Raw genomic sequence first — 25,241 nt, 5'->3', positions numbered from 1 at the left:
TATTACCTTGTACGAATGGGCTGAGTACGCCCAAATCGGGTGCAAAGATACTAATAATATTCTGTATATCAACGTTTTTGATTGCCTTTTTTTACCTTTTTCCTCTTCTTCTTCCAAATATCACTTAACTTATTGAAGTCTTTTTTCAGGATAAGTCCTATTCCCTGTGTTGTAAGTGAGTTGCGAGTAAAATAGCGATCATTCGTTTGATTATAAACTCTGAAAGCGAAATTTCCGTTTGGTGATAAGAGATAACGGATGTCAAAATCACCAATGAAAGAAGAGCTGTTCTTCGCTACATTATCACGATAACCGAATTGCCCATTGAATAAAAGTCGATTATTGAGTATGCTACCAGATAAAGTTCCTTCGTATTCAGCATTATCGAATCCTTCGTTACCTGTGGCAATATTAGCACCGAAGTTCCAGTTATTCGTGTTGATTACATTTGACAACACAGTGTTAATCTGTTGAGATATTGTTCCCGATAAGAGGCTCTGCATAGCGAGTGAAGTCCCACTTGGAGCTCTATTCCCTTGTGCTGTACTGTTATTGTTACTCTGCGGATAAAAGCGTCCTACAGCAAGTAGATAAAGCACCTGCTGGTTAAGTTCTTGTTCCGAATTTAATACAGATCGAACCATTTGCTGTGCATCAGAAGAGAGACTGGGGAGGTCGAGCCCAAAGGTAACTGTAGGCGAAGCTGGTGTACCTTTTATATCTAATAAACAATTGACCTTTGTGTTGTTAGAACTAAAAGAATTGCCAAGTCCAAGGTCACTCAATGGTACGGAGTTGATAGTGTAGACTCCCTTTAGATCCAATGCTGCATTGAAAGGGTCACCCCCAAATGCAATAGTAGAGCCTTGTTGGAATGTAAACTGCTTCTTAATGATGTTCTGTATAGTGAGGTTATATTGCCCGTAGTTTACATTGTAATTGCCAAAGAGTTGGAATGCTCCTTTATTATAATAGGTCGCACGGATGATACCAGAGCCGTTGAGTTTGATATTATCACCTGTTGCTTCATCCATTAAGACACCTAATGTTAGGTTAGGATTGGTCTTTAAGATGAAGTTCATACGCAAGTCACTTGATATGTTAGCAAGTTCGGAGTTGATTATTGGATGTCCTGAAGAGGTCGTCTTAGCCATTGATGGTGTCTCCTTAGTCTCTACATTCTCTTTTTGTGTACTATCTTTCGGGATGTTCACCCAATGGATAAAGTTGTTCGTTCCAGCTTCATTGGTTGATACCGCATTGTAAGTAATAAATGTATTCTTACAAGGTTTCAATTCAACATCCAATGTCGTTGTACCTGGAGCCCCCTTAATATGACAATTGCCAGTGGCGTATACCACTCCCCAGAACGATTCCTGTCCCAGATGTTTAGGGAAGTTATAAGAGAGAAGGTTCTGTGCTTCGATATTTATATCATACGTGAGGTGTCGCAAGCTATTGTGGTGTAATCCTCCTGTTACAATACCAAGATGCCCATAGGAATCTGTAATTGTGTCATTGGCAAAGATAATCTCGTTTGGAATGATACGCACATGCCCATGCGTTAAATCGTAGGTCGTTCCTGTTGGCTTGATATAAACATTGCCATAAGCCTCCATGTCTCCCTCAAGATTTACGTCACTTAGAGGTCCAACAACCTTACACCATCCGTTAGCTCTAAGTTTTATCTTGTCCATGAAAGAGTTACAAAAAGTCTTGAGGAATGATAGATGAGTGTTATGTGCATAAATAGGAAGGTTGATATAACTGTTCTTTATGTCTACATACCCCTTGATATCAGTTATAGCCCCATCGTTTGTGTCGGCGTGTGCATCAATCCCAATCTTACCCTCCTTGTCGTAATTTGCATTAGCATAGAGGATCCCCATGTCTCCATCCTCAAACTTAAAGTTATGTACTTCAAGGTTCGCTTCCATCTTTGGTTGATGGAAGAAAGATTTGATAGATGCTGTTCCTGATGCGATACCAGCAAAACTAACACTATGGAAGTTAACGAGATCGAGAATATATGGTACATCAATTTCCTTGAACTTTACGATGATAGAATCATTCATACTACCTGAAGTAACACCATTCACAATAATGTGTTGATTGCGATTGGATACCTCGAAATGACTGATATTGAGGTTGTTTTTACGATAAGATAAGTCGGATGGTAATACACTTAATGTGATAGTATCAATGTTAATCTCAGACGGATTGAAATGTAATTGTGTCTCCAAATCACCATTATGACGTGAAAAAGCAGTAAAACTACTGATATTCCCGTGCATTATCGTATGACCTGGTATTTGAAATTTAATGTCGGAATTGATCGTATTGTTTTTAATGAGTCCCTCTGCATTGACCGTTATATGAGGTCCTTTAGTTCCCTTTCTTTCTCCACAAAGTCGAGCGTGTAGTCCTTCTGGCTGGGTGGAGAGGTTAATGGACAAGTTCTGTAATAGTTGTCCTGCGTATGTAACATTAGCTGCACCAATAGATAAGTTTATCTCATTCCGCCCCTCGTTAATCATACCATTAGCTGTGATAGGATAGGGGGAAACGATGGTGGTGTTTAGTAATTGATTGATTAATTGTGTGTTGTTAAGCCTTAGTGAGAATGTATAAGCATTTCTCCCTTTTGCTATAGAATATTTTGGATGTGAATAGACAATACTCGGGAGGTAATGTCCTAATACACTTTGAATACTCTGAGGAAGTGTTTGGTAATCGTATTGCCCATTAATATCAATCTCTCCGAAATCGGTCTTTGCCTTTATTGATTTGGCAAGAAGTCCGTTGTTCATTGCCACATTGATATGGTCTAAATTTATATTCTGTTGCTCTCCACCCATAGCGATTTGGGAGACATCCAACATACCTATTATATTATCAAGGTTCGATCCGGCTCCCTTAATATGACTTCTGAAAGAGAAGGTTCTGTTTCCCAGTGCGTTGGTTAAATGCAATGCAGAAAGATTGACACTTTGAGCATTGATAGATATATCTACAGACAGTCTCTCTCTCTTTTTGATAAAGGCTAAAATATTATTGGCTTTACCCTCGATTGCTAGTTTCCCATTAGGATCATTGATTGCTATTTTTCCTATAAAAGCATCATTTCTGAATAAACCATCAAGGTGAATGTTTTTATAGCTGTATCCTTTATATCCGAAAGAATGAATATCACCCTTAGCTAAGATATACGAAAGGTCTGCTTTACCATCAATAAGGATGTTTGTACTAATGGTACCAAAGTCAGGGTTGGCGATTACTCGTCCAATGTTAAAGTCAGATGTGTTTACCTTAGCACGGATATTCTTACCATGTATATTGGTCGTTAATTGTGCTGTTCCAGCACTACTCCTTAATATTCCATGTGCATTGAGATTACCCCGAATAGAGGAGATAGAACCTTTATAATAAAGGTCACCAAGGTTGTTAAGTGCCGATGGTAGTGTTTGGTGTGCAAGTTTCGCAATGATATTTAATGTTTCATTGTTGACTTTTACAGGATTAAGGAAGAACTTCCAATTGGGCTTATTGCCAATATTATTAATCCAACCTTTGGCATGCAATAGTGTTGATTGTGCGTTGTTGTTTATCGACAGATGATTGATACTAAGTTTACGATATGTACCATTTGCTTCTACTATGATTGAATATCTGGTGTAGATATTCCTTAAGTTGGTTGACAAAGGGGCGAAGTCTGTGGGTGTTATCTCTGCTTTGAATCCTTTTATAGCGTATTTCAAGCTATTGTCTACAAGCTTTTTATCTTTTAATTTGTAATTAGTAGATAGCTTTTTAAAACTTATATAACTATTGGATAATGTGAGATCAAAGTCTTTAATAGTAGCATGCTGTTGGTTTGCTTTCGTTTCAAAAGCAAGTTGTTTAACCGTTGCTCCAGAAGCATCACTAAATGATAAGGATTTAAGATGAAGCCAAAGATTATTGTCATCTAGTTTGTTTAAGATAATATGTGAAGAAATATTACTTAATTCAAGATGGCTTATATTGAGCTTATTGGGTGTCTTCGGAGCATCGAATACATCATATTTTAATTTACCATTGCGAATGACAAGACTATTAATAGATAAGTGCAATGGCGATTTCTTGCTATTGTCTTTGGAAGCTAAAGAATCTAAGACAAATTGGAAGTTGGACTTAGCATCTCTGTTTGTCTTGTATAAGTTAGCATCTAATCCAAAGATTTGTGCAGATGAGATGTTTATGTCCCCAGTACGGAGTAAGGGTAGAATGTCAACTTTCGCACCAATACGAGAAGCTGAAATCATCTTCTTTTTACTTTGATCATATATGAGAATATCATCAAGAATGAATCTGTTGAGAATGCCTAAGTTTATGCGTCCAATGCGAACTTCTGTTCCTAATTTTGTCGAAGCGGCGTCAGCTACCTTATGTGCAACAAAAGCTTGTATCGTTGGTATGTGCAACAATACGATCAAGGTAATATAAAGACCCACTAAAGTCCATATAATCCATCGGAAGGTAGTTCTAAGCTTCTTCAATGCGTCTGCAAAACTACTAAAAAAAGACTTCGTGCTGAAATAAATACATATAAATGTTCCTAATGTCCTTAAATTTTGCTACATTTGCACAATATTCATGAATGAAATAAGATAATATCGCATTTATATCATTGTTATGGCAAATGTAATTAAGTTACGAAAGGGCTTAGACATTAACCTTACAGGACGTGCACAGGAGCAGATGTTGTCTGTGAAATCACCTACGGAATATGCTTTGGTTCCTGATGATTTCCCAGGATTGACACCTAAGGTGACCGTCCGTGAAGGTGACCATGTTCGAGCTGGTGACCCCTTATTTGTTGACAAAGGGTGCACTGAAGTTAGCTTCGCTTCTCCTGTGAGTGGTACAGTCACAGCTATTGAACGTGGAGAAAGACGTAAGGTGTTGCGTGTGAAAATTGCTGCCGATGCGCAGCAAGAGTATGCTGACTTTGGTGTGAAGGACGTGGCGGGCTTATCCGCAGATGATGTCAAGGCTTCATTGCTGCAGGCAGGATTGTTTGGTTATATCAACCAGCTACCTTATGCTATTGCTACACGTCCAGACACAGAACCAAAGGCAATCTTCGTGTCTGCACTTCGTGATAAACCTTTGCAGGGCGACTTCGAGTTTGAGTTGAATGGTCAGGAGAAGGACTTCCAGACGGGTTTGACTGCTCTTGCCAAGATTGCAAAGGTTTATTTGGGTATTGGTGCTAAGCAGTCGGCTGCTGCTTTGATTAGTGCAAAGGACGTAGAGGTAACAGTTTTTGATGGTCCTTGCCCAGCAGGTAATGTTGGTGTACAGGTAAATCATATCGACCCAGTCAATAAAGGTGAAGTGGTATGGACTGTTGACCCAACAGCCGTTATCTTCTTTGGTCGCTTGTTCAATACAGGTAAGGTTAACCTCACTCGTCGTGTTGCTATAGCAGGTAGTATGGTAAAGCAGACAGGTTATGTTGATGCCCTCGTGGGTACTCCATTGAAGCAGATTCTTACAGACAACATCGTTGATGGTTGTAGCGTTCGTATCCTCAATGGTAATCCTCTCACTGGCGTTATTGCTAACGACGAGTCTGTGCTTGGTGCACATACTTCAGAGGTTACTGTTATACCAGAAGGTGATGATGTAAATGAAATCTTTGGCTGGATATTACCCCGTTTCAATGATTTCTCAACCTCGCGTAGTTACTTCACTTGGTTACAGGGAAAGAAGACCTATAACCTTGATGCTCGTATAAAAGGTGGTGAACGGCACATGATTATGAGCGGAGAGTATGATAAGGTTTTACCCATGGATATATATGGTGAATATCTCGTTAAATCAATTATCTCTGGTAATATTGACCGTCAAGAGGAATTAGGAATTTATGAAGTAAGTCCTGAAGACTTCGCTCTTGCAGAGTTTGTTGATAGTTCAAAATTACCATTGCAGAAGATTGTTCGTGAGGGATTAGATATCCTTAGAAAAGAGAATGCATAGGGGGTCAAAAGCCCACAATAACTTTAACTATAGTTTTAAATGAAGTTTCTCAGAGTGTTATTAATGATAATTCCATCAGCTGTTATAGACGTAAAAGGATGTAAACCATGCTTGATGAGTGCATTACAAATGCTTTGTAGTAACATTACAAAATGCTTGTAATAACATTACAGCTAACTTGTAATAGCATTACAAATGCTTTGTAACAATTTGGAAACTGAAACTTTGGACTTTAAGAACCCTATAATAAAAGTATTATGAGTTTAAGAAATTATCTCGATAAGATACGCCCGAACTTTGAAGAGGGCGGAAAGCTTCACGCTTTCAAGAGTGTCTTCGATGGTTTCGAGACGTTCCTTTATGTTCCTAACGAGACATCAAAGAGCGGTGTATCCATCCATGACGCTATTGACTCGAAGCGAATAATGAGTATAGTAGTACTTTCGTTGGTACCAGCTATGCTCTTCGGTATGTATAATATCGGCTATCAGAACGCTTTAGCAGCTGGTAAGCTGGCTGATGCTACCTGCTGGGGAATGTTCCTCTATGGTATGCTTGCCCTGTTGCCAAAGATTCTTGTGTCTTACATTGTCGGTCTGGGCATTGAGTTTGCTTGGGCACAGTGGAAGGGTGAGGAAATTCAGGAAGGTTATCTTGTGTCAGGTATTCTGATTCCATTGATTATTCCTGTGACCACACCACTTTGGATTCTTGTGCTTGCAGTAGCCTTTGCTGTTATCTTCACGAAGGAAATCTTCGGTGGAACAGGTATGAATATCTTTAACGTTGCATTGGCTGCACGTGCATTCCTCTTCTTCTCTTATCCAAGTAAGATGACTGGCGATAGTATATGGGTAGCAAAGGATTCTATCTTTGGGCTTGGTTACACCTTGCCTGATGGCTTCACTATGGCAACCCCACTTGGGCAAATTGCACAAGGTACTCACATTGGTCACAATCTGAACGATATGATCATAGGATTGATCCCTGGCTCTGTCGGTGAGACATCTGTTATTGCCATTGCAATAGGTGCTATCATTCTTTTATGGACCAATATTGCAAGTTGGAAGACAATGTTAAGTGTCTTTATCGGTGGAACAGTCATGGGGCTTATCTTCCAATCAAGTGGTGCAACGCCAATCCACTGGTATGAGCACCTCGTACTTGGTGGCTTCTGTTTTGGTGCAGTCTTTATGGCAACCGACCCAGTTACCTCTGCTCGTACAGAGACTGGTAAGTGGTTCTATGGATTCTTCATTGGTGCAATGGCTATCATTATCCGTGTGTTGAATCCAGGCTATCCAGAGGGTATGATGCTCGCCATCCTCTTTGGTAATATGTTTGCACCACTTATTGATTATTGTGTAGTTCAGTCAAACATCAGCAAGCGTGCAAAGCGTGCTAAATAAATAAGGAGGAGAAAGAAATGAAAACAAATAGTAATTCTTATACAATTACCTATTCTATCATCCTCGTGCTGATAGTGGCTTTCTTACTTGCCTTTGTATTCCAAGCATTAAAACCAATGCAGGATGCTAACGTACAGCTTGATCAGCAGAAACAGATCTTGTTTGCACTCAATCAGGATCGTAACATGACCAATGAACAGGCTGTTGAGCTATGGAAGAAGATTATCATTGCGGATGATATTATCAATAGCGATGGCAAAGTGGTTGAGGCTGGTAAGCAAGGGGGCGTTGATGCTGGTTTTAAGCTGAATAGTAAAGATGCTAAAGAAGGTAAACTCGCCTTATTCCGTTGTAAGGTAAATGGAGAGGTTAAGTATGTCATTCCTGTCTATGGTAATGGCCTTTGGGGACCTATCAATGGCTTTATTGCTATTAATGGCGATAAGAAAACTATCTTTGGAGCTTATTTTAATCATGAGAGTGAGACAGCTGGTCTTGGAGCAGAAATAAAAGACAATGCTGACTGGCAAGCTAAGTTCAAGGGAAAGAAGCTCTTTACTGATGATAACAATCAGAAGATTGCCTTGTCTGTGGAGAAGAAGATAGAAGATCCAAAGACACAAGTCGATGCCGTTACTGGTGCTACACTTACCAGTAATGGTGTGACAGAGATGTTCCATTCAGATAAAGGTGGACTTCAACCTTACGTTAAATTCCTGACAAGCAAATAACATTCATAATCTTTTAGAACGATAAGAAAATGGATTTATTCTCAAAGCAAAATAGAGAAGTGTTCAGTAATCCGCTGAATCTGGATAACCCAATTATGGTTCAGGTACTCGGTATCTGTTCTGCACTTGCTGTAACTTCACAGTTGAAGCCAGCAATTGTTATGGGGCTTGCTGTGACCATCATTACAGCTTTCTCCAATGTTATTATTTCACTCATCCGCAACACAATCCCTAATCGTATCCGTATCATTGTACAGTTGGTGGTTGTTGCTGCACTTGTAACCATCGTAAGTCAAATCCTCAAAGCAGTAGCTTATGATGTTAGTGTACAGCTCTCTGTCTATGTCGGCTTGATTATTACCAACTGTATTCTTATGGGTCGCTTAGAAGCTTTTGCCATGACTAATAAGCCTTGGCCTAGTTTCCTTGATGGCATCGGAAACGGCTTGGGGTATGCTATGATCCTCGTTATCGTTGGTGCTTTCCGAGAGTTCTTCGGTCGTGGATCATTGCTTGGTTTCAAGATTCTCCCACAGAGTCTTTATGATGCAGGCTATATGGATAATGGTATGATGACAATGCCGGCAATGGCGCTCATCCTACTTGGTTGTGTTATTTGGATTCATCGTTCATATTTCTATAAAGAAGACAAGAAGTAATTATGGAACATCTTATTAGTTTATTCTTCCGGTCCATCTTTGTGGACAATATGATTTTCGCATTCTTCCTCGGTATGTGTTCTTACCTTGCTGTATCAAAGAGTGTGAAAACGTCATTAGGTCTTGGAGCAGCCGTAACATTCGTATTGCTCGTTACGACACCAGTCAATTATCTACTATTAACAAAGGTTCTCGGACCTGATTGTTTAGCTGATGGTGTCGACTTGACCTACCTTAGTTTTATCCTCTTTATCGCAGTCATTGCAGGTATCGTTCAGATAGTTGAAATGGCAGTAGAGAGGTATTCTCCTTCTCTCTATGGTGCTTTGGGTATCTTCTTACCATTGATTGCAGTGAATTGTGCTATCATGGGAGCATCGCTTTTCATGCAACAGCGTATAGGTCTTGATCCATCAAGTACACAATATATCGGCTCTTTCTGGGATGCTCTCATTTATGGTCTTGGTTCTGGTTTGGGCTGGACTTTGGCTATCGTGGCAATGGGTGCTATCCGTGAGAAGATGGAGTATTCAGATGTACCAAAGCCTTTGCAGGGACTTGGTATCACGTTTATCACAGTAGGACTGATGGCTATGGCAATGATGTGCTTCTCTGGTCTTAAAATCTAAGTAAACAATGGGACAATTCATAACAACAAGTATTATAGTATTCTTGATCACTATCCTTGTATTAGTGATTCTGCTGCTTGTGGCTAAAAAGTATCTCAGTCCAAGTGGGAAAGTGACGATAACTATTAATGGTGACAAGCAGATGACTGTTGATCAGGGTAGCTCGGTTATGGCTACACTGAATGAGAATGGTGTCTTCCTTCCATCTGCCTGCGGTGGAAAGGCTAGCTGTGGTCAATGTAAGGTACAGGTAGTTGAAGGCGGTGGCGAGATACTCGATTCTGAACGTCCACACTTCAGTCGTAAGGAGATAAAGGATCATTGGCGCCTTGGATGCCAGTGTAAGGTAAAGGGTGATATGTCACTCAAAGTACCTGAATCTGTCATGGGCGTTAAGGAATGGGAGTGTACAGTTATCTCTAACAAGAACGTTTCTTCCTTCATAAAGGAGTTCAAGGTTGCATTGCCTCCAGGCGAACACATGGACTTTATTCCAGGCTCTTATGCACAGATCAAGATCCCTGCATACGATTGCATTGACTATGACAAGGATTTCGATAAGAATGATATTGGTGAGGAATATATCGGTACATGGAAGAAGTTTAACATCCTTTCTCTAAAGGCTCACAACCCTGAAGAGACAGTGCGTGCCTATTCCATGGCGAACTATCCAGCTGAGGGTGACATCATCACATTGACGGTTCGTATTGCTTCAACCCCATTCCTCCCACGTCCACAAGTAGGTTTCCAAGATGTACCAACAGGTATTGGTTCATCTTACATTTTCTCACTTAAGCCAGGAGATAAGGTTATGATGAGTGGACCATACGGTGACTTCCATCCTAACTTCACCTCAGGTAAGGAGATGATATGGATTGGTGGTGGTGCTGGTATGGCTCCTTTGCGTGCGCAGATCATGCACATGACAAAGACCTTACACACTCGTGATCGTGAGATGCACTTCTTCTATGGTGCTCGTGCATTGGGTGAGGCCTTCTTCTTGGAGGATTTCTGGGAGCTTGAAAAGGAATATCCAAACTTCCATTTCCACCTTTCTCTTGACCGACCAGACCCTGTTGCTGATGCTGCAGGTGTGAAGTATTACACTGGTTTTGCAGTTAATTGCATTCGTGATGAGTACTTGAAAGATCACGAGGCACCTGAGGATTGCGAGTATTACCTATGTGGACCTCCAATGCTTATTAAGACTGTTACCGATTATCTCGATAGTCTTGGTGTTGAAAAGGACGCAATTATGTACGATAACTTCGGATAATTTAAAACTGATAAAGCATGTTCTGTGAAGTAAGTCATAGGACATGCTTTTTAAAAATAGGGATGACTCCATGTGAGTATCTCCGTTTCTTGATTTGTAGAAAAGGTTATGTGCGCTTTTTTCATCGGTCGGTAAAGTTCTATTGTGGTATCATCATCCAAAGAACTTTCTCTTTTAATTTGAATAGATAATGCTTACAAAGAATTTAGTTTATAAATAAAGAGTCATAATTATGAAGAATCTTTTGATTAAAGCTAACATATTTCTGTGTCTGTCATTGATGACAATTTGCGCTCATGCACAATCTGGCAAAGTCGTAATAGGCAAGGGAGGCATAGAAGCTCGTTACTTAGGTGAATCGAAGACAATGTATCATTGTGAAGTGCAAGACGATTTTTGGATTTCTAAGACGAAAGCTCGTGTTATTGTGTACAGGGCTGTGAAGGGACAGGGTTTTGTTATTCCTAATTTTGAAAAGGTTCTTGTTTATCAGCAACCGAGGAAGTCTAAAGTTCTAGCAATTATAGTGACACCCCAAGGCGACTTACCTGATTGTTATCGTTGTCTTGGTGTTGTTAATAACTATTATAAGGTTCAAACAGTACGTGGTATTGTTGGTTATGTGTTGAAAAGCCGTTTCTTTTGGGATTCTATTTGTACATTTTAATACTTCATAGCGGTACTATCAGTTTCTGTAATTTATCTTTATGAGGATGAAATATCTAAAACTTATTTGGAGGCATTGGTAATATCGAACACATCTGTTTTATAATTTAGAACCTTTCGATGTGTTTCAATGAGTGTAGTCGTGTAAATCTTTATTGCAGATACAAGACAAGAAAGTGTGCCAAAATGCTGATTTAGCATCCGACACACTTTCTATTATAATTAAACTCTTTAGTCAGGCAATATAAGATATTACCTACTTGCGTTTTAAGATACGCTGTGCACAATCTGATAAGACTACTACCGCGGATGCTAAAATACAGACATCCTTGATTACTAATCGCCCTGCACCTGTCAATAACGGGAATCCATGTTCGCCACTACCAAGGTCGGGTACCCATGCTTCGGGCGTTGTGACAAGGAACGACAGAGTACCTAAAGTCATTAAGATGACTAACCCCGTACCAACGAAACCAACCTTTGGAAACCATATACCTAATAATGTCAAGATACCGAAAGTCATAATTGCAATACCCAAACCATGTGAGAAGGTATAAGTGTTGTTAGCCTCGTGCCACTCGTGTTTAACCTTATCGAACTCACCTTCCTTTAGCTTATAATCCTTGTATTCAGGCGCATCTTTCGTATAAAAGAAGCTCATAAACGGACTGTTAGCAACGAATGGAACGATTCCTTCTGCCTCATAGTTCCAGAACTTCAAACCGCCTATCCATACGAAGATAATGAATATCGCAATACGTATAAAATTAATTCCCACGCCCTTAATTGAGGCTGCAATCTCAAGTACTGTATGCACCAGTGCTGTGATCTTATTCATAGATTCTTAACCTTTTAATTAATTGATAAATATTCTTTTAACGCCTGCAAAGATATATACTTTTGCCCAATTAAAACGAAAGAAGTTGTATTTATTACAAAAAATACCGCATTCATGGTATGTAATCATGCTGTAAGAGGATGATAGCTAACCCTGATGTGTAAAAGAGGTGAGTGCTTGAACGTTAATTCCTATCCCTCTTTTTGCATCAACGACTTCGGGCTTTGTGGAGCAGATAACGTCACTTTCACATTCTTATAACCCATTGCCTTTAGGAATTGAGTGAACTGTTCGCGTGCATTCTCTTCGGCTATCTTGATATTTGCAGGCGTCATGCAGCGTGCTATCATCTTGTTATATGCACGTCGATAAAGGGCTTCGCGGTCGGCTGATGACCAATTTCCTTTCTCAAAGAACGAGCGTGTGTGCGCTTCATCAATGAAGTTTCTGTCCAAGAGTTCGATAGGAGGTAGCTTGGCAACTACGATACTGTCATCCTCAACTTGCAGCCATTGCGGTTCTGCGTGATGCAGGTCTATTCCCATGCGAATCGTTCCGTAATAGATTCTTACCAGTTCGTCGTCGGAAAAGAAACCATGATTAATGGTGTCAATGAGTTCCTCATCATTGATAGAAAGGAACTCCCACTGTCCGATGTCTTGTATTTCTTGTATGCGAGTAGGCGTTATGTCAATCTTATTGTCAGTTTTTATACCAATCTCATTGGACGCATTCAACCATGAGAAAGCACCAATGAAGATAATAACAAAGACTCCGAGAAGCAACAGACAACCTATTGCTTTCTTCTTCTTTGTGATGAAATCAACCATCTTTTGCCCTTTCTTTTCTTGCTGATGAGCCTTGGGTAACTTGTTCATAGGCGTTTTCTCTTCCATCATTTAGTCCTCCTTGTTAGCTTCAATAAAGTTACGTATATCATTGATGGTAAACTTCTTGCGGAAAGAAATCGTCACATCGGAATCTTTATAACCAAGTTGTGTGAAGATAGGAACCAACTGCCGGGCAGCACTCTTCTGTGCTTCTTCAATAATTCCCATCTGTGGGATAGCATTAAGAATCTCTTTCCTGCCTTGCGCCTCATAGTTAGTTAGTTCAGCATCAGAGAAGTTCTGCCGTGTTAAAGCTACATATTTCTTTACTTCCTGATGGTCTATTTTAGTCGAAGTAAGTACAATCTTAGGGTCAGGAAGTGTGATAATAATCTGCTTCCCATGGCGTTGCACGTTCTTCGCGTCGAACGATGAGAGATCAATATACGCTTTTATCGTCGCCGTCATGGGGATGGCAATGCGGCGTTCACCCAATGGCAGGTTCACACTGAAGTCTTTTTTCATAAACGAACCAGACACTTTCATCTCGTCATCGTGCGTGATAATCTTATGAATATGGTATTCTGTCGTATAGAGTCGGGAGCATTCTTGTACCTGCGTGACCAACATCGGTATTGTATCGAGAGCCTTATTGGTTGCACCATCATCAGTGTTCTTGTTCTTACAAGCCCCCAATGTGAGAACCAGTAAAGCAATTATAGGAATTATTCTCTTCATCTTCTTCGTTGTTAAACACCGCAAAGATACAAAAAATAGTTGTCTCTTTTCATTCAAAATAATAATTAGTTTAAGTTGACGTATTAATGCGTTGGCGAGTAGACACAACTCTTTTACCTTTTTACTCTTTTACCTTTTTACTTTTCAGAGTCCCTGTTTCCTTGTCAACCAGTCAATTCATTATCCTTTCCCAATTATGAATTTTAATTGAGGAAGTGTGTTTTTTAGATGTTACCAGCATCTCATTGCCTTTTTTTTCGTACTTTTGCACCTTTAAAAATCATAGTTTGAAGTATTGAGGATAATAGTCAATGGAGTCACTCAAGGAAATCTTTAGAATAGGAAAAGGTCCATCCAGTAGCCATACGATGGGGCCTCAGCGCGCTGCAATCATCTTTGCCGAGCGTCACTCGGAGGCGTCACGTTTTGAGGTAACGTTGTATGGCAGTTTGGCAGCAACAGGCAAGGGGCACATGACGGATAAGGCGATTATCGATGTGCTAAAGCCCATTGCACCTGTTAACATCATCTGGCAACCAAGCATCTTCTTGCCCTATCATCCCAACGGGATGGAGTTTAGGGCTTATAATGAGGCTGGGGAGGAAATTGAAGAATGGATTGTTTATAGTGTCGGAGGTGGCGCGCTATCGGAAGGAAAGGCTACGGATGATTACTTCAAACATCCAGAAGTGTATGATCTGCATACTCTGAAGGATATTCAAGCATGGTGCGAACATCACGGAAGGGGCTATTGGGAATATGTAAAGCAGTGTGAGGATGATGATTTCTGGGACTATCTTCGTGAAGTGTGGCATACTATGCAGGCGGCTGTTGAGCGTGGATTGGATAGCGAAGGGGCATTGCCTGGTCCATTGAATTTGGCTCGTAAAGCTCCAACTTATTATATCAAAGCACGTGGTTATAAGCCTTCCTTACAGAGTCGCGGTATGGTTTATGCCTACGCCTTGGCGGTGAGTGAAGAGAACGCATCGAACGGTACGATTGTTACAGCACCTACTTGCGGTGCGTGCGGAGTAGTTCCAGCGGTGCTTTATCACCTCTCCAAGGGGCATGACTTTACAGAGACAAAGATCTTACATGCCCTTGCAACGGCAGGACTCTTTGGTAACATTGTGAAATATAATGCGTCTATATCAGGAGCGGAAGTAGGTTGTCAAGGTGAGGTGGGGGTTGCTTGTGCTATGGCATCAGCTGCTTCTTGCCAGCTATTCGGTGGTAGTCCGTCACAGATTGAATATGCTGCGGAGATGGGACTTGAGCACCATTTGGGAATGACCTGCGACCCAGTTTGTGGTTTAGTACAGATTCCTTGTATTGAGCGTAACGCCTTTGCAGCCTGTAGAGCATTAGATGCTCAACTCTACGCATCGTTTAGTGATGGTAGTCACCGTGTATCTTTTGATAGGGTTGTAGAGGTGATGAAGCAGACAGGACACGATATCCCGTCATTGTACAAAGAGACGAGTGAGGGTGGATTAGCGAAGGATTATCAGGTATAAGACGAGGACGTAAGCCCCACCCAGCCTCCCCCAAGGGGAGAGAAGGAGCCTCACCCCCAGCCCCTCTCCGAATGGAGAGGGGAGTAAATACTACTATTAGCAAACAAAGAGGGCGTTTCTTCGAGATGAAGAGATGCCCTTTTCATTGCAAGGAAACGCCCTCTTCGATTGAAAGAAGGCGTTTCTTTCATTTTAAAATACTATTACCTCTGTATCTGTCAGGTATTGGCGTACATGTAAATGGGAGTATTCACGCCCCTCTCCATTCGGAGAGGGGAAAGGGGGTGAGGCTTCAAAGTAGGGACAGACGCCCTCGTCTGTCCTCCCATTTACCCCTATGTATCATCCCGTCAGGCAACATCTTCTCCTTTTGAGGGGCTTGGGGAGGCTTTCGCTGGTTGTGTTCTGGCGGACAGACGAGGGCGTCTGTCCCTACCTTGTGACATTATCTTTAATTAAAGAAACGCCTTCTTCGCTTTGAAGAGGGCGTTTCCTTGCAATGAAAAGGGCGTCTCTTCACATCGAAGAAACGCCCTCTTTGTTTGCAAATAATGCTATCTACTCCTCTCTCCATTCGGAGAGGGGGCGGGGGTGAGGCTGGTTGTTGACGGGGGTGAGGCTTTTCCTCTTTATTACTTTACCCTCGCTATCAACTCTTCTGGCGTTACAAGCGTTTGTTCACCAGTAGTCATATTCTTCAAAGTAACCTTTCCCTCTTTCATTTCCGACTCTCCAGCAAGAGCCACGAAACCGATGTTCTTTGCATTCGCATAGCTCATCTGCTTCTTCATCTTTGCTTTATCGGGGAACATCTCGGTGCGAATACCCGTACGACGAGCGGCTGCTACGATTGGAAGACAGTATGCTGTCTCCTGCTCACCGAAGTTGATAAAGAGTAATTGAGTGCCTTGTACACTCTCTTTTGGATAAAGGTCTAAGGTGTTCAAAACGTCATATATGCGGTCAGCACCAAAGCTGATACCAACGCCAGAGAGCCCTGGCATACCGAAGATACCCGTGAGATTGTCATATCGACCACCACCAGTAATAGATCCAATCTGCACATCTAACGCCTTAACCTCAAATATGGCGCCAGTGTAATAATTAAGTCCTCGTGCCAAGGTAAGGTCGAGTTGTATCTCATTCTTTAGTCCGGACGTCTTCAACATATCAAGGATAAAGCGTGTTTCCTCAACTCCCTTTAGTCCAGTCTCACTCTCCTTCAAGGCTTCCGCAATTACTGCTAACTTCTCTTCGTTGGTTCCTTCTAACTTAATGATAGGTTGCAACTTAGCAATAGCATCCTCTGATATACCATCAGCACGCAACTCTTCGTTTACATTCTCAAGTCCTATCTTATCGAGCTTATCAATGGCAACAGTGATATCAACAATCTTATCCTTCTCACCAATCACCTCGGCAATACCCGTGAGAATCTTTCTATTGTTAATCTTTATCTGTACTCTCACTCCCAACTTGGTGAAGACTGTGTCCACAATCTGCATTAGTTCCACCTCATTTAATAGTGAGTCAGAACCTACAACATCGGCATCACACTGGTAAAACTCACGATAACGACCCTTTTGTGGGCGATCGGCACGCCATACTGGTTGTATCTGATAACGCTTGAAAGGCAACTGTAATTCTTCACGATGCATGACTACATAGCGTGCGAAGGGGACTGTAAGATCGTAACGAAGTCCCTTCTCGCATAGTTTCGTTTGCATCTTCAACGTGTTACGCTCCTTTAATTCATCGTCACTAACCGACTTCAGATAGTCACCAGAGTTCAACACCTTAAAGAGGAGTTTGTCTCCTTCATCGCCATACTTGCCCATTAAGGTGTGTAAAGTCTCCATGGCAGGTGTCTCAATCTGCTGAAATCCATACAAAGCATAGACACTTTTGATAGTATCGAATATGTAGTTACGTTTTGCCATCTCCTCTGGTCCGAAGTCACGGGTGCCCTTTGGGATGGAAGGTTTATTTGCCATTGTCTGTTATTGTTATTCTTCTAAATATAAAAAAGGAGTTAAGAGCGTCAAAAGAGATAGAGAAGTGAAAGAAACGATATTGTCAGTTATAGAGGAGAGAACCATCTAATGACCTTATATCCTTGTTCTTTTACTTCCCTAACAACCTTATTCTCTTAACTATTCAAAATTCTTTTGTTCCTATATTGATTATAAAACGATTGTCTGCTCGCGGTCAGGACCGATAGAGATAATACCGATTTTTGTCTCAAGATACTCCTCCAAGAAAGCAACATAATCGCGGAACTCCTGTGGAAACTCTGCTGCTGAGCGACATTGAGTCATATCCTTCTTCCAGCCACGGAACTCCTTATAGACAGGCTTAACATCGTCTATCTCGTATGGGAAATCCTGTGTTTGCGTACCGTCAGGAAGCTCGTATGCAACACAAGCCTTGATGGTTTCGAAGGTATCAAGTACGTCACTCTTCATCATAATAAGCTCTGTCACACCATCAACCATTACTGAGTAACGAAGCTGAACAAGGTCTATCCAACCGCAACGACGCTCTCTTCCAGTTACAGCACCATACTCATGACCAAGGTCACGGATCTTCTTTCCAGTCTCATCAAACAGCTCTGTTGGGAATGGACCAGCACCAACTCGAGTGCAGTAAGCCTTCATAATGCCATAGACATTACCTATCTTATTAGGTCCAATACCTAATCCCGTGCAAGCTCCGGCACATATAGTATTGGATGAAGTAACAAATGGATAAGAACCGAAGTCGACGTCAAGCATCGTTCCTTGAGCACCTTCGCAAAGAATGTTCTTACCGTCACGCAATAGGTGATTGATTACATGTTCTGAGTCGATGAACTCAAACTCTTTCATGTACTCAATACCTTCCATCCATAGCTTCTCGGTCTCTTCAAAACCCTCAAAGTCAGTCCAGCCCAATGCTGCCAACATCTTCATGTGACGTTCCTTGTGCTCCGTATATTTGCGCTCAAAGTCACATAAGATATCACCAACACGCAATCCATTACGGCTAACCTTATCTGTGTAGGTAGGACCAATACCTTTTCCAGTTGTGCCAACCTTATCCTTTCCCTTTGCAGCCTCGTATGCTCTGTCAAGGATGCGATGGGTAGGCATGATGAGATGAGCCTTCTTTGAGATGCGCAAGCGTTGCTTAAGTGGGTGCCCACTAAGCTCTAAGTCCTTTGCTTCTCCCATAAAGAGATCTGGAGCCAATACCACTCCATTGCCAATGATGTTGACCTTTCCTCCCTGGAAGATACCCGATGGAATGGAACGCAAAACATACTTCTCTCCCTCGAATTCAAGCGTATGTCCAGCATTAGGACCACCCTGAAAACGGGCAATAACATCATAATGTGGTGTGAGCACATCTACGACCTTTCCTTTACCTTCATCACCCCATTGGAGACCCAACAGGACATCAACTTTACCTGTGTTCATTTGCTTTTATGTGAGTTTTTACCTTGCTTTTGGGTTAAGAACTTGCTCTTCTGACGTGACAGAACAGCCTGGCAACGAGAGCATATACCATATATATATAAGGAGAAACCATCTCTGCGGAACCGATGAAACTTAGTGTTCTTAATCGCCTCAGTGATCTCCGGAGATTCAACTTCAGTCACTGTTCCACAGACAGTACATATCTGGTGGATATGATCTTCATTATCGTAACAAGCCTCATACTTGGTTTGTCCGATGAAACGATGTCGAACAACAAGGCGCAATTCTATGAACAGGCGCATTGTATTGTACAGTGTTGCACGGGATACACGAAAGTTCCTTGCCTCAAGTTCTGTACCCAACTCTTCTAAAGAGAAATGCCCTTTCATGTCATACACCGCATCAAGAATGGCATACCGCTCTGATGTCTTGCGATGATTATTCGCTTCGAGGTACTCATCCAGAATATCTCGAACTCTTTTCTTGACTATGTCTTTAGTCACAACTAACTGATTAAATTCGCACAAAGTTAGTATTTTTAAATGATATAACTATTATGTGGTAATAAAAAAAAGTTAAAGGGTTGCGGAATGACTATAACTCTTATGAGCACTGATATATGGTGAGTTCCTCTACGATGAGGCTTATCTATGACAGTGCCTATTATGGTTTAATATAGTTGATGGTTATTGTCTAAGCTTATTGGAATGTAAGATGGGTAGACGATAGTGTTCCTTCTAAACCACTCAAAACCCTATTTTATTTTTAATTTTAGTTGCTGTCATTTTTAACATTTGCGTTAGTATGTTGGTAATCAGCGTGTTATTTGCTTTAAATGAGTGACAGAAGTGACAGCAAAATTATTTTCCGTCTTTCGTTCCTGACCTTTATCTCTTCTCTTTCTTCGCTCCTTATGTCTACTTCTGAAGAGTAGAATCCTATTCAGAACGTACTGATACTTTTTAAGTAAGATTGCTTGTTTTGTTCACCAATGATACCATTATACAACTACTTTTACTACCCTCTATATTAATAATGTGGTGTTTGAGAAAGCCGTGATAGATACGTCAGTATCGTAGTTGAGATTTTCTTCCATTTGAAAGAGGTGTTCCCTTGATGTGAAGAGAGCCTTTCTTCAACTACAAGAGGGCGTTTCTTGCGCATGAAGGAACGCCCTCTTCAAATGGAGAAGAGCCTCTCTTTGTGTCAAAGGAATAGTGAAAAACGTCCGTCTTTATGGTATTTGATGACCTTAATAAAACTTTCTCATCATTAATAATGATGTTTTCTGATTTCTTTACAAGACTTTTGAGAGTTATTGTTTATATTTACAAACGAAACATTATGTGATACACATGAACCTAAAAACAACTCTAAACAAGCTAAAGACTAAATGGTTTAACTTTCTGGAGAGGATGTCCTATCGTCAGAAAGTGTCGTTAGTAATGCTTTGCGGTGTTATCGTTGGACTGGCAGGGCTGTTCTTTTACCTCCTTCGTATGCATACATATATAATAGGTGATGACCCTGCAGCATGTATAAACTGCCACATCATGTCGCCTTACTATGCAACGTGGTCACATTCAGCACATGCCCGCAATACCACATGTAACGATTGTCACGTGCCTAATAACAATATAGCTTCCCATTACGCATTCAAAGGAATGGATGGAATGAAGCATGTTGCTTATTTCGTAACACATAGTGAATCGCAGGCTATCGAAGCAGAGGATGCATCGGCAGAGGTCATCATGGATAATTGTATAAGGTGTCATAAGCAGCTGAATCAAGAGTTTGTGAAGACGGGGCGTATCGACTATATGGAAGCAAAACGAGGCGAGGGCAAGGCTTGCTGGGATTGCCATCGCGATGTAGCCCACATGAGAAAGAACTCCTTGTCGAGTACTCCTGGGGCAGAGTTTGTCGAACCCATGCCTCCGTCCCCAGTCCCTGATTGGCTTCAGAAAGTGTTAGGTAGAAAATAAAATAACAATAAAAACCGATATTTATGGCAAAAACATTAAAGAAATGGCAGGGCTGGTTGCTCTTCGGAGGAGCAATGGTCATCGTGTTCTTCCTTGGTTTGCTGTGCTCGTCCATGTTAGAACGAAGGGCGGAGATAGCAAGTGTGTTTAATAATCGACGTACCCAGATGACTGACTCTATCGTAGCTCAAAACGAGAAGTTTGCTGAAGACTTCCCCCGTGAATACGAGACTTGGGCGATGACAGAAGATACCAGTTTCGTTAGTAAGTATAACTCTTCACAGGAAGTCGATGTATTAGGACAACGACCAGAGATGGTGATCTTGTGGGCAGGATATTCTTTTTCACGTGGATATAACACCCCTCGTGGACACCGCCATTGCGTTGAAGACTTACGTAAAATAATGCGTACTGGTAGTCCAGGAGTGGATGGGCAAGATGATATGCAGCCTGGTACGTGCTGGACATGCAAAGGTCCTGATGTGCCAAGGTTGATGAGAGAGAAGGGAACAGACAAATTCTATGCTGCCAAGTGGAGCAATTGGGGACCAGAGGTCATGAACACCGTCGGTTGCTCTGACTGCCATGATGCACGGACGATGGAGCTTCGTCCCGCTCGTCCTGCACTCTATGAGGCATGGGCTCGCGTAGGTAAAGACGTGAAAAAAGCCACACATCAAGAGATGCGTAGCCTGGTCTGCGCACAGTGCCACACGGAGTATTACTTCGAAAAGGACAATGGTAACTATCTACACTTCCCTCAGGAGAAGGGTATGACGTGTGAGGCAGCAGAAGAATATTACGATAGTATAGGCTTCTATGACTATATCAATCCACTCTCAAAGGCTAAGATCTTGAAGGCACAGCACCCTGGTTATGAACTTTACTTACAGGGTATTCATGGACAGAGGGGCGTTTCTTGTGCCGATTGTCACATGCCTTACATCTCTGAAGGTGGTGTGAAATACACTGACCACCACGTTATGAGTCCATTAGCTCACATTGATCGTACCTGTCAGACATGCCATCGTCAAGATGCAGAGACACTTCGCCAGAATGTTTATGAGCGTCAGCAGAAGATTTATGACTTCCGTACTCATGTGGAGAAAGAGCTTGCTGCAGCACATATCGAGGCTAAGTTTGCTTGGGATAAGGGTGCTACAGAAGCGGAGATGCAGCCTGTTTTGACCGATTTACGTAAGGGGCAGTGGCGTTGGGACTATGCCGTTGCGAGTCATGGAGCAGCTTTCCATGCACCTCAAGAAGTAATGCGTTTGCTCGCAAGTGCTATGGAGTTTGCTAAGGATGCACGCCTACAAATAGCACGAGTTGTCGCTCGTCATGGCTTTACAGGACAAATTCCTCTGCCTGACATATCGACTAAAGCAAAGGCTCAGTCATATATAGGATTAGACATGCCAAAGATTAACAGTCAGAAAAAGCAGTTCCTCGACACAATCGTACCGAAGTGGATTGAGACTGCAAAGAAGAACAAACGGTTTATAACTAAGCCGATGTAAGTTAGTGAAAAGTCCAAAGATAGTTGGTAGCTAACGGATGATTCCGTTGCTATCGACTATCAGTTTTTAAATTCTAATCTATTAATGTGATAGAAACAAGTGGTAGTCTTGTATCTGAAAAAGCATGAGAAATGCAGCAGAAACAGTGCAAGTATTGAGGATAATATCAAAGATTACAACTGAAGATACCATTTCTTTTCCTTAAAATAACAATGTGGAATAAACCTTATACATTAAAAGAAGGGACGGCAATCGTCGTTGGCTTGCTCATAACTGGTCAGTTATTACAGTTTACAATGGGACCTTTGGAGTGGGCTATCTTCGCTTGGTCGGCTAATATCGAGGCGCTCCTTTTCCTATTGATAGCTATAGTTGTTGTTTATGCCATGCGTAAGAAGGTGTACTTCTTCCGCTTTATGACCACCATGCAAGCGGCTATCCCTGCCATAGCAAGTGCTGCTTTGCTAACGTTGATCATGGGTGTTACGAAGCAAGTAGCCGAAGGGAGGAACCCAGCAGACCCCATCGGACTAACGAAAATGCTGAACTATTGGCCTTTCGTACTCGTCTATCTCTGGTTGACCATCATAGTGGGTGAGGTCACACTGAACCATATCTTCCATTTTTCTTGGCGTCGTTTGCCGTCTTTTGTGAGCCATGCAGGATTGTTCATAGTGCTCACCTGTGCAACACTCGGTAGTGCAGATATGCAGAAAGTGAAGATGTATTGCGAAAAAGGGCAGCCTGAATGGCGTGGACTGGACGCTATGGACAATGTGCATCACCTACCAGTTGCCATTCAGTTAGAGAAGTTTACCATTGATGAATACCCTCCCAAACTGGTGTTAATAGGGCGTGGTGGCTTCCCACTCCCTAAGGATAAGCCTGAGAATCTATTGTTAGATAAAGGTATGCGAGTAGGTCAGTTGCTCGATTGCAAGGTAGAGGTTCTTAAACGAATAGATAATGCTGTCCCTGCCATGTTGAGCAAGATGATAGGCAAGATGCCCACTGGAATGATGGGAAATATTCGAATGGATTCACTCGGGCAAGCACGTAATAAGGATGGATATATAGCCTCGGATGCAGCTGGTTCGGCTTGTGCTTTATTGGTGAAGGTCACTACTGGCAACGTTCCCTACAAGGGGGTACAACATACCTACACAGGTTGGGTGACCAGCGGAAGCTACCTCTTCCCTTATCAAGCCCTACGTTTGGATGATGGGCGCATGTTGGCTATGCCTAACCGAGAGCCTCGCCGTTTTGCATCCCTTGTCGACATCTATACGAAGAGTGGGCAGAATATCCAGACAGAGATAGAGGTTAACAAGCCATTCAGCATTGAGGGATGGACGATCTATCAGCTCAGTTACAACGAGCAGATGGGTAAGTGGAGTAATCTCAGTATCTTTGAGTTAGTCACCGACCCATGGTTACCAGTGGTGTATGTCGGTATTTTCATGTTATTAATAGGTGCTGTAGGAATGTTCCTAACGGCCAGTCGTAAGAAGGAGAATCAGTTATGATCTGGAGTTATTTCGTCGTTTTCGCAATCATCTCAGTATTGTTATGGGCAGTCGGAGCATGGGCTTCGTGGCGTAATCGCCGTAGTCTTGCCTTCATAACAACAGGTCTTGGACTCTGTGTGTTCTTCTCTTACATCCTTATCATGTGGATAACTCTTGAGCGACCACCGCTCCGCACGATGGGAGAAACGCGTCTTTGGTATAGCTTCTTCCTCCCTTTAGCAGGCGTGATAGTGTATAGTCGATGGCAATACAAGTGGATTTTGAGCTTCTCAACACTCCTTGCAACCGTCTTTGTATGCGTCAATCTCTTCAAACCAGAGATACATTCAAAGACGCTCATGCCTGCTTTGCAGAGTCCATGGTTTGCCCCTCACGTCATCGTTTACATGATGGCTTATGCCCTCTTGGGTGCAGCTGTGGTCATGTCGGTGTATCTGCTCTTCTTCAAGAAAGGCACAGATACCACGAAAGAGATGGAGATTACGGATAATCTCACCTATGTTGGGCTCTCCTTCATGACGCTTGGAATGCTCATGGGAGCGCTCTGGGCAAAGGAAGCATGGGGTCATTACTGGGCATGGGATCCAAAGGAAACATGGGCAGCTATCACTTGGTTCTCTTATCTCGTTTATGTTCATTATCGCCAGTATCGCCCTCATCATCTGCGCCCAGCCCTCATCATCCTCATTATAGCCTTCTGCTTGTTACAGATGTGTTGGTGGGGTATCAACTACCTACCATCTGCGCAGGGTATGAGCGTGCATACTTATAACTTGAATTAAGGTCTTTTTATAACCCTATTCAGCCTCTCCTTTAATTCAAAATTCATAATTCATAATTCAAAATTATGATTAGGTAGAGTGGACGAGTGGACGGGTTGACGAGTAAACAAGTTATTAGTTCTATTGAATGTAGTGCCAAAAGTAGGGACAGACGCCCTTGTCTGTCCGCTCCAACATTCCACGTTACATTACAAGTAGCCTCTCTTATGCGGACAGACGAGGACGTCTGTCCCTACTTTGAAGCCTCACCCCCTTTCCCCTCTCCGAATGGAGAGGGGAGTGAATACTCCCATTTACATGTACGCCAATACCTGCCAGATACAGAGGTAATAGTATTTTAAAATGAAAGAAACGCCTTCTTTCAATCGAAGAGGGCGTTTCCTTGCAATGAAAAGGGCGTCTCTTCACATCGAAGAAACGCCCTCTTTGTTTGCTAATAGTAGTATTTACTCCCCTCTCCATTCGGAGAGGGGAGGGGGTGAGGCTCCTTCTTTCCCCTTGAGAGAGGCTGGGAGGGGGGGCAGACGAAAGGCGTCTGTCCCTACTATGGTACCAACTGCAATATTTGATGTGTATGTTTTCCTGTAAAATACTTTGTTTTTCGGTTTCTTTTTTATACTTTTGACGACAGAAAAAGACTTACAAGA

At 42.0% G+C, this 25,241-nt stretch carries 19 protein-coding genes; 12 read left to right on the top strand and 7 right to left on the bottom strand.

What is annotated here, in order from left to right; translation table 11 throughout:
• Positions 1-68: 68 nt before the first annotated feature.
• Positions 69-4,538, bottom strand: a complete 4,470-nt coding sequence (locus J5A55_RS12185) for a translocation/assembly module TamB domain-containing protein (RefSeq protein WP_039850872.1) — start codon at positions 4,536-4,538, stop codon at positions 69-71.
• Positions 4,539-4,674: 136 nt separating this feature from the next.
• Between J5A55_RS12185 and J5A55_RS12180 the strand changes: the two genes are divergently transcribed.
• From J5A55_RS12180 to J5A55_RS12150, 7 genes are all read left to right on the top strand, one after another.
• Positions 4,675-6,024 carry a Na(+)-translocating NADH-quinone reductase subunit A gene (locus tag J5A55_RS12180; protein WP_004381988.1) on the top strand — a complete coding sequence of 450 codons (1,350 nt, stop codon included), beginning with the start codon at positions 4,675-4,677 and terminating at the stop codon, positions 6,022-6,024.
• A 257-nt stretch (positions 6,025-6,281) separates the two neighbouring features.
• Positions 6,282-7,433, top strand: a complete 1,152-nt coding sequence (locus tag J5A55_RS12175) for an NADH:ubiquinone reductase (Na(+)-transporting) subunit B (protein ID WP_004381990.1) — start codon at positions 6,282-6,284, stop codon at positions 7,431-7,433.
• 17 nt (positions 7,434-7,450) lie between these two features.
• Positions 7,451-8,164 carry an NADH:ubiquinone reductase (Na(+)-transporting) subunit C gene (gene nqrC / locus J5A55_RS12170; RefSeq protein WP_004381991.1) on the top strand — a complete coding sequence of 238 codons (714 nt, stop codon included), beginning with the start codon at positions 7,451-7,453 and terminating at the stop codon, positions 8,162-8,164.
• A gap of 29 nt (positions 8,165-8,193) precedes the next feature.
• Positions 8,194-8,823, top strand: a complete 630-nt coding sequence (locus J5A55_RS12165) for an NADH:ubiquinone reductase (Na(+)-transporting) subunit D (protein WP_004381992.1) — start codon at positions 8,194-8,196, stop codon at positions 8,821-8,823.
• 2 nt (positions 8,824-8,825) lie between these two features.
• Positions 8,826-9,452: an NADH:ubiquinone reductase (Na(+)-transporting) subunit E gene (gene nqrE / locus J5A55_RS12160; RefSeq protein WP_004381993.1), complete on the top strand. Its 627-nt coding sequence runs from the start codon at positions 8,826-8,828 to the stop codon at positions 9,450-9,452.
• 7 nt (positions 9,453-9,459) lie between these two features.
• Positions 9,460-10,728 (top strand): NADH:ubiquinone reductase (Na(+)-transporting) subunit F, encoded by a 1,269-nt coding sequence (gene nqrF, locus J5A55_RS12155; protein WP_004381994.1) that lies wholly within the window; start codon positions 9,460-9,462, stop codon positions 10,726-10,728.
• Positions 10,729-10,960: 232 nt separating this feature from the next.
• A complete protein-coding gene (locus J5A55_RS12150; protein ID WP_004381995.1) occupies positions 10,961-11,395 on the top strand; it encodes a hypothetical protein in 435 nt (144 codons plus the stop codon).
• A 255-nt stretch (positions 11,396-11,650) separates the two neighbouring features.
• Here J5A55_RS12150 and J5A55_RS12145 read toward each other — a convergent pair whose 3' ends face one another.
• The 3 genes from J5A55_RS12145 to J5A55_RS12135 form a co-directional block, all read right to left on the bottom strand.
• A complete protein-coding gene (locus J5A55_RS12145; RefSeq protein WP_004381996.1) occupies positions 11,651-12,232 on the bottom strand; it encodes a DUF417 family protein in 582 nt (193 codons plus the stop codon).
• A 191-nt stretch (positions 12,233-12,423) separates the two neighbouring features.
• Positions 12,424-13,131 (bottom strand): DUF4230 domain-containing protein, encoded by a 708-nt coding sequence (locus tag J5A55_RS12140; RefSeq protein ID WP_004381997.1) that lies wholly within the window; start codon positions 13,129-13,131, stop codon positions 12,424-12,426.
• Positions 13,132-13,800, bottom strand: a complete 669-nt coding sequence (locus J5A55_RS12135; RefSeq protein ID WP_004381998.1) for a DUF4230 domain-containing protein — start codon at positions 13,798-13,800, stop codon at positions 13,132-13,134.
• A 311-nt stretch (positions 13,801-14,111) separates the two neighbouring features.
• Between J5A55_RS12135 and J5A55_RS12130 the strand changes: the two genes are divergently transcribed.
• Positions 14,112-15,320: an L-serine ammonia-lyase gene (locus tag J5A55_RS12130; protein ID WP_004381999.1), complete on the top strand. Its 1,209-nt coding sequence runs from the start codon at positions 14,112-14,114 to the stop codon at positions 15,318-15,320.
• Positions 15,321-15,952: 632 nt separating this feature from the next.
• On the opposite strand, the gene hisS is transcribed toward J5A55_RS12130, so the two are convergent.
• The 3 genes from hisS to J5A55_RS12115 form a co-directional block, all read right to left on the bottom strand.
• The gene (gene hisS / locus J5A55_RS12125; protein ID WP_004382002.1) at positions 15,953-17,314 is read right to left on the bottom strand and encodes a histidine--tRNA ligase; all 1,362 of its coding nucleotides are present in this window, start codon (positions 17,312-17,314) and stop codon (positions 15,953-15,955) included.
• Positions 17,315-17,503: 189 nt separating this feature from the next.
• Positions 17,504-18,778, bottom strand: coding sequence for an adenylosuccinate synthase (locus J5A55_RS12120; protein ID WP_004382004.1), 1,275 nt, complete (start codon positions 18,776-18,778; stop codon positions 17,504-17,506).
• The gene (locus tag J5A55_RS12115; protein WP_004382005.1) at positions 18,775-19,281 is read right to left on the bottom strand and encodes a Fur family transcriptional regulator; all 507 of its coding nucleotides are present in this window, start codon (positions 19,279-19,281) and stop codon (positions 18,775-18,777) included. Before J5A55_RS12115 ends, J5A55_RS12120 begins: the two co-directional genes overlap by 4 nt.
• Positions 19,282-20,133: 852 nt before the next feature.
• Here J5A55_RS12115 and nrfH point away from each other — a divergent pair.
• The 4 genes from nrfH (at position 20,134) to ccsA (ending at position 24,594) form a co-directional block, all read left to right on the top strand.
• A complete protein-coding gene (gene nrfH / locus J5A55_RS12110; protein ID WP_004382008.1) occupies positions 20,134-20,763 on the top strand; it encodes a cytochrome c nitrite reductase small subunit in 630 nt (209 codons plus the stop codon).
• A gap of 23 nt (positions 20,764-20,786) precedes the next feature.
• Entirely contained in the window at positions 20,787-22,283 is a 1,497-nt protein-coding gene (gene nrfA, locus J5A55_RS12105) for an ammonia-forming cytochrome c nitrite reductase (protein ID WP_004382009.1), read from the top strand.
• Between the two features lie 212 nt (positions 22,284-22,495).
• On the top strand, positions 22,496-23,809 hold the full coding sequence (locus J5A55_RS12100; RefSeq protein WP_004382010.1) for a cytochrome c biogenesis ResB family protein: 1,314 nt from the start codon (positions 22,496-22,498) through the stop codon (positions 23,807-23,809).
• A complete protein-coding gene (ccsA, locus tag J5A55_RS12095; RefSeq protein ID WP_004382011.1) occupies positions 23,806-24,594 on the top strand; it encodes a cytochrome c biogenesis protein CcsA in 789 nt (262 codons plus the stop codon). Before J5A55_RS12100 ends, ccsA begins: the two co-directional genes overlap by 4 nt.
• Positions 24,595-25,241 lie beyond the last annotated feature (647 nt).

Source organism: Prevotella veroralis (genome assembly GCF_018127765.1).
In the GTDB taxonomy this organism is placed as follows: Bacteria; Bacteroidota; Bacteroidia; order Bacteroidales; family Bacteroidaceae; genus Prevotella; species Prevotella veroralis.
This window is presented reverse-complemented; position numbering and strand designations above follow the sequence as displayed.

Bases quoted from the DNA above. Each gene is read 5' to 3' on its own strand.
- J5A55_RS12180 (WP_004381988.1), top strand. From the start codon at position 4,675: ATGGCAAATGTAATTAAGTTACGAAAGGGCTTAGACATTAACCTTACA.
- J5A55_RS12175 (WP_004381990.1), top strand. From the start codon at position 6,282: ATGAGTTTAAGAAATTATCTCGATAAGATACGCCCGAACTTTGAAGAG.
- nqrC (WP_004381991.1), top strand. From the start codon at position 7,451: ATGAAAACAAATAGTAATTCTTATACAATTACCTATTCTATCATCCTC.
- J5A55_RS12165 (WP_004381992.1), top strand. From the start codon at position 8,194: ATGGATTTATTCTCAAAGCAAAATAGAGAAGTGTTCAGTAATCCGCTG.
- nqrE (WP_004381993.1), top strand. From the start codon at position 8,826: ATGGAACATCTTATTAGTTTATTCTTCCGGTCCATCTTTGTGGACAAT.
- nqrF (WP_004381994.1), top strand. From the start codon at position 9,460: ATGGGACAATTCATAACAACAAGTATTATAGTATTCTTGATCACTATC.
- J5A55_RS12150 (WP_004381995.1), top strand. From the start codon at position 10,961: ATGAAGAATCTTTTGATTAAAGCTAACATATTTCTGTGTCTGTCATTG.
- J5A55_RS12145 (WP_004381996.1), bottom strand. From the start codon at position 12,232: ATGAATAAGATCACAGCACTGGTGCATACAGTACTTGAGATTGCAGCC.
- J5A55_RS12140 (WP_004381997.1), bottom strand. From the start codon at position 13,131: ATGATGGAAGAGAAAACGCCTATGAACAAGTTACCCAAGGCTCATCAG.
- J5A55_RS12135 (WP_004381998.1), bottom strand. From the start codon at position 13,800: ATGAAGAGAATAATTCCTATAATTGCTTTACTGGTTCTCACATTGGGG.
- J5A55_RS12130 (WP_004381999.1), top strand. From the start codon at position 14,112: ATGGAGTCACTCAAGGAAATCTTTAGAATAGGAAAAGGTCCATCCAGT.
- hisS (WP_004382002.1), bottom strand. From the start codon at position 17,314: ATGGCAAATAAACCTTCCATCCCAAAGGGCACCCGTGACTTCGGACCA.
- J5A55_RS12120 (WP_004382004.1), bottom strand. From the start codon at position 18,778: ATGAACACAGGTAAAGTTGATGTCCTGTTGGGTCTCCAATGGGGTGAT.
- nrfH (WP_004382008.1), top strand. From the start codon at position 20,134: ATGAACCTAAAAACAACTCTAAACAAGCTAAAGACTAAATGGTTTAAC.
- nrfA (WP_004382009.1), top strand. From the start codon at position 20,787: ATGGCAAAAACATTAAAGAAATGGCAGGGCTGGTTGCTCTTCGGAGGA.
- J5A55_RS12100 (WP_004382010.1), top strand. From the start codon at position 22,496: ATGTGGAATAAACCTTATACATTAAAAGAAGGGACGGCAATCGTCGTT.
- ccsA (WP_004382011.1), top strand. From the start codon at position 23,806: ATGATCTGGAGTTATTTCGTCGTTTTCGCAATCATCTCAGTATTGTTA.